Source organism: Desulfurellaceae bacterium (assembly GCA_021296095.1).
Classification (GTDB): domain Bacteria; phylum Desulfobacterota; class Binatia; order Bin18; family Bin18; genus JAAXHF01.
On sequence record JAGWBB010000151.1, the window covers coordinates 607 to 4270 of the forward strand.

Sequence of the window (3664 nt, forward strand, 5' to 3'; positions counted from 1 at the left end):
TCCCACGCCGGCTGCAAGGTGGCGATCATCACCGCCAAAGACAAACTCCGCCGCATGCTCGGACACCGGCTCAGAAACGGCGTGTGCTTCTCCGCCGAACGGGCGGCCGGATGTACGCTGGAGGACAACGGCATCAGCCATGTCCCCGACCTCGTCGGACGGCCACAGCCCGCGGTCTACTCGGCCGACGTATCCTTGTTTGTTCTCGACGCCGGCCTGCGGCTGCTCGAACGCGAACGGCCGGATTTCCTGTATCTGTCCCTGAGCGATTATGTGCAGCATAAACACGCCCCGGGCCAGGCGCAGGCCAACGCCTTTTATCACAGCCTGGATGCGCGTCTGGGCGAGTTTGTCGAGAGAGGCGCCCTGCTCGCGCTGACCGCCGATCATGGCATGAACTTCAAGCCGCGGGTGATCTTTCTGCAGGAAGTCCTGGACAACCATTTCGGGCCGGCCACAAGCCGTGTCATCTGCCCCATCACCGACCCATATGTCGTCCACCACGGCGCCCTGGGATCATTCGTCCGCGTCTACTGTCCGGCGCTGGCGCCCCGCTCGGTCGCGGACCTGATACAGAGCCTGGACGGTATTGCTGCTGTGTATGAACGTGAACAGGCGTGTGTACGCTTCGGCCTGCCGCCCGACCGCGAGGGTGATCTGGTTGTGATTGGTGACCGAGACACGGCTCTCGGTACCAGTCCGGCGGAGCACGATCTGTCACAACTCGGCAAGGTCCCGCTTCGCTCGCATGGCGGACTCAGCGAGCAACGGGTGCCGTTCATCGTGTCCGAACCGGTGGCCGACATCTACGCCGCTCGGACCCATATACGGAATTTTGATATTCTGGATTACACGCTGAACGGCACCCGGCAGTAGAGGCAACGCACACGTCCCCCTCACACCAAACCCCACACCAGGGCCAGAATGCCCAGAAAGGAAAAGAAGCCGAAAATATCCGTACAGGCGGTGACAAAGACGTTGGACGCCACCGCCGGGTCAATCCCGCAGCGCTCCAGCACGAACGGCACCATACTGCCCACCAGAGCTGCCACCATCAGGTTGACGACCAGGGCCAAGCCCAGCACCCCACCCAGCAGAGGACTGCCCTCCCACAGATAGGCAACCGTCCCGGCGACACCGCCCAGAATCAGCCCGTTGCCCAGCGCCACGCTCAGCTCTTTGAACAACACCCGCCTGGCGTGGTTCAAGCCGACCTCGCCCAGCGCCAAGCCGCGCACCGTCACGGTCAGGGTCTGTACGCCGGCGTTGCCGCCCTGGGCGGCCACAATAGTCATGAACGCCGCAGCCACGGCCAAGGCCCGAATCGTGTCTTCAAAAAGGGTGATCACCGCCGCGCTCAGGGTGGTGGTGACCAGGTTGAGTCCCAGCCACGGCAGACGATGGCGAATTGACCGCCACGGCGGCTCAAAGACCTCTTCTTCTCGGCTCAGGTTGGCCAGCTTATAAATATCCTCGGTGGCTTCTTCTTCCAGCACGTCAACCACGTCATCAACCGTAATCAATCCGACCAACTTCCCCCCGGCGTCCACCACCGGCAGCGATACCAGGTCGTACTTTTGACACACCTGGGCAACGGCTTCCTGGTCGAGGTCAACCCGGACCGAGATCACTTGGCGATCCATGATGTGTGCAACCAGGTCGCCCGGGCGGGCCAGAATCAACTTTCTGAGCGGCAGAACGCCGACCAGATGGCCGGGCGCATTGATAATGAAGACACTGTGCAGATCGCTCACCTCATCCACATGGGTGCGGATGGTTTCAATCGCCTGTTCGACCCGGGCGCCCTCCCCGACCGCGATATACTCGGTCTGCATGATACCGCCGGCGACATCCTCGGGGTGGCGCATCAGCTGGCTGATCTCGGCGGCCAGGTCTTCAGAAACGTGCTCCAACACAGCCCGGGTTCGCTGCGGAGACAGGCCGGCCAGCAGATCGACCGCATCATCCGATTCGATCTGTTCAACCACTTCGCCCAGCACGGCGTCAGACAAGCCCCGGGTCAACAGCTCCTGGGTGGGGGGGGCGACAAAGCTCAACACCGCAGCGGTCAGCTGGGTCGGCAGAAAACCGAAAACCCGCTGCTTGGTCTCGGCCTCTTCGAGTACGTCGAGCAGTTCGGCGATATCGGCCGGGTGCAGACCGGGCAGGCCCGCCCGCACCCGCTCATCCTGACCCAGCTCTGCCGCAATCACCAGGTCGGCGAGGGCGGCGTCGCGGTCGATGGACATCGGGGGAGGAACCGAGGTTGGCGTCATGGCGGATGCTCGGGAGACAGGGCCTGTTCCAGCCCTCTTTCCCTATCAGTCCCTCGACCGGGGAGCTACGGGGAGGCGGAATCAGAATGACGGAACGAACGCTGAATGCTGAACGAGGAACGGCGGCTGGCGGGGATTATTCCGCCACCAACTCGACCCGTGAGCCGGGCCGCAGCAGACCGTCCTCGCCGCGCACTTCGGCGCGCAGACGACCCACGCCATCCGCCCCCTCATAGACCCGGATAAAGCCAAAATTCGTCAGCTCACCCTCGGCATACACCAGCCGGGGACGCAGACTGGGATCGAGCCGGTCCTGGCCGACGGCCGGAACGCTGATCGCGCTGAGCGGTCCGCTCACAAACTCGTGGAAGCGCAGGGGCCGCCCGTCGCCGTCGGCGTCATGCACGTACGCAAGAGCCGCCGCAAAATGCACGTCGGTCGTGACAAAGACCAGATTTCGAACCCCTGCCCGGTCGAAGTGAGCCAACAGGTCGAACAGTTCTCGCTCAAAGCCGGTGCGAGAGGAAAAGTCCGGCGCGGTTCCGTTCGCCCAGCCGTCGCGGCCAAAGACGGCCGCCCGACTGCCGGTCGGAATCGACAGCGGCACATTGCTGCTGACCACCTTCCAGGTCGCGGTCGATTCCGCCACCCCGCGTTTGAGCCAGGCCAGCTGCGCGCCGCCGAGCAGGGTTTTGTGCGTATCGGGGGTATCGGCCAGGTCATTGCGGCTGCGGTAGGAGCGGGCGTCGAGCAAAAAGATTTCCAGATCTTGACCCCACCGAAAGGAGCGATACACCCGGTAGGGCTCCTCCGGGTGTGGGTCAATGGGGGCGTACAAGAACATGGCCCGGCGGCCGACCTGGACCAGATTCGGGTAAGCGCGGCGCGGGCCGGGCCGCCAGTACGACCAGCCCGCGCCAGAATCGTTGACCAGCTCGTGATCGTCCCACTGGACGTACATGGGAACCTGACCCAGGAAATTCTGAAACGCCGGGTCGGCCCGATTATAGCGCCAGTGTTGCCAGAACACCGTCCGTAGCTGATCAAGGTTTGTCCAGTCAAGCGCGGTGACGGGCGGAAAATCACCGGGGATGTTGGATCGGCTCGCGCGCCCAGGGGGAGCGGGTGCGGCCGCCGGGCAGTCATTATCGGCGTAGATCATATCGCCGTTGGCAATAAAAAAGTCCGGCTCCAGCCGACGCATTTTTTCAAAAATAGCATACGGCCGACAAAACCCTTGTCCGCCGAGGTCGCCGCCAAACACGAACGACACCGCCCGTCGCTCAGGTGCGCGGGGAGCGGTTCTCAGCCGACCCCGGACCCAGGTAGAGCGAAGCCCGGTTTCGGGCTGCAAAGCCCGCACCCGGTAGAAGTACACGGTGTTCGGG

3 protein-coding genes are annotated in these 3664 nt (G+C 63.5%); 1 reads left to right on the plus strand and 2 read right to left on the minus strand.

Annotated elements, in window-relative coordinates; all coding sequences use genetic code 11:
* Positions 1 to 876: alkaline phosphatase family protein (locus J4F42_21820; GenBank protein ID MCE2488162.1), on the plus strand; the 876-nt coding region annotated here is incomplete at its 5' end.
* Between the two features lie 20 nt (positions 877 to 896).
* Here the strand turns inward: J4F42_21820 and mgtE are convergent.
* Positions 897 to 2276, minus strand: a complete 1380-nt coding sequence (mgtE, locus tag J4F42_21825; GenBank protein MCE2488163.1) for a magnesium transporter — start codon at positions 2274 to 2276, stop codon at positions 897 to 899.
* Between the two features lie 136 nt (positions 2277 to 2412).
* Positions 2413 to 3664, minus strand: a 1252-nt coding sequence (locus tag J4F42_21830; protein MCE2488164.1) for an alkaline phosphatase D family protein, incomplete at its 5' end; no start/stop codon positions are given.